1 rRNA gene is annotated in these 1,771 nt (G+C 56.1%); it reads right to left on the bottom strand.

Annotated features, from left to right (window positions below):
• Positions 1-150: 150 nt before the first annotated feature.
• Positions 151-1,701, bottom strand: a 16S ribosomal RNA gene (locus HMPREF2975_RS03330).
• Between the last annotated feature and the right edge of the window lie 70 nt (positions 1,702-1,771).

The following is a 1,771-nucleotide window of genomic DNA, read 5'->3' as shown; positions in this document are numbered from 1 at the left end:
CAGCAGCCAGACGCAGGCAACAAACACTTCCAAAACACACAGGAATTGAAAGAAAACCCGACAATGTGTCTGCTCCGCCAACACTTGCAACCCCACAACGCGCCCCACCCCAAAAAGAGCAGAAACAAACGCACAAACAGGGCTCCCTAGAAAGGAGGTGATCCAGCCGCACCTTCCGGTACGCCTACCTTGTTACGACTTCGTCCCAATCGCCAATCCCACCGTCACCTGCTCCCCCCAAAAAGGTTAAGCCACAAGCTTCGGGTGTTACCAACTTTCGTGACGTGACGGGCGGTGTGTACAAGGCCCGAGAACGTATTCACCGCAGCGTAGCTGATCTGCGATTACTAGCGACTCCACCTTCACGAGGTCGAATTGCAGACCCCGATCCGAACTGAGACAAGCTTTAAAGGATTCGCTCCACCTCACAGCATCGCAACCCTCTGTACCTGCCATTGTAGCATGCGTGAAGCCCAAGACATAAGGGGCATGATGATTTGACGTCATCCCCACCTTCCTCCGAGTTAACCCCGGCAGTCCCCCACGAGTCCCCACCATAACGCGCTGGCAACATAGGGCAAGGGTTGCGCTCGTTGCGGGACTTAACCCAACATCTCACGACACGAGCTGACGACAACCATGCACCACCTGCACACCCCCAACCAAATGCACACCTATCTCTAGGCGCTCAGGGCGCATGTCAAGCCTTGGTAAGGTTCTTCGCGTTGCATCGAATTAATCCGCATGCTCCGCCGCTTGTGCGGGCCCCCGTCAATTCCTTTGAGTTTTAGCCTTGCGGCCGTACTCCCCAGGCGGGGCACTTAAAGCGTTAGCTACGGCGCAGAAACCAAGGGCGGCCCCCACACCTAGTGCCCAACGTTTACAGCATGGACTACCAGGGTATCTAATCCTGTTCGCTCCCCACGCTTTCGCTCCTCAGCGTCAGTAACGGCCCAGAGACCCGCCTTCGCCACCGGTGTTCCTCCTGATATCTGCGCATTCCACCGCTACACCAGGAATTCCAATCTCCCCTACCGCACTCAAGCCTGCCCGTACCCACCGCACACCCCCAGTTAAGCCAGAGGATTACACGACAGGCGCGACAAACCGCCTACAAGCCCTTTACGCCCAATAAATCCGGACAACGCTCGCGCCCTACGTATTACCGCGGCTGCTGGCACGTAGTTAGCCGGCGCTTCTTTACCCGCTACACTCACCACTACCCAAATAGCGGCTTGCACACGAGCGAAAGAGGTTCACAACCCGAAGGCCTCCATCCCTCACGCGGCGTCGCTGCATCAAGGTTCCCCCCATTGTGCAAAATTCCCCACTGCTGCCTCCCGTAGGAGTCTGGGCCGTATCTCAGTCCCAATGTGACCGCCCACCCTCTCAGGCCGGCTACCCGTCAAAGCCTTGGTAAGCCATCACCCCACCAACAAGCTGATAAGCCGCGAGCCCATCTCCCTCCAGAAACTTAAAAAGCCCCTTTCCCACACCCCCCATGCGGAAAGCGCAGAACATCCAGTATTAGCACCCATTTCTGAGCGTTATCCCAAAGAAAAAGGCAGGTTACTCACGTGTTACTCACCCGTTCGCCACTCTCACCACACAACCACAAAGGCCACGCAGATCCCGTTCGACTTGCATGTGTTAAGCACGCCGCCAGCGTTCGTCCTGAGCCAGGATCAAACTCTCCAAACAAAAAACAAAAACCATAATCTGCTCAGAAAACAACCACCCCACAACAGGGCAGCCAATCCCAACCAAAAAA

Origin of the sequence: Actinomyces sp. HMSC065F12, from assembly GCF_001814535.1 — a bacterium.
Classification (GTDB): Bacteria; Actinomycetota; Actinomycetes; order Actinomycetales; family Actinomycetaceae; genus Pauljensenia; species Pauljensenia radingae_A.
Note: the sequence above shows the minus strand (reverse complement) of the source record. Positions and strands in the feature narration are given on the sequence as shown.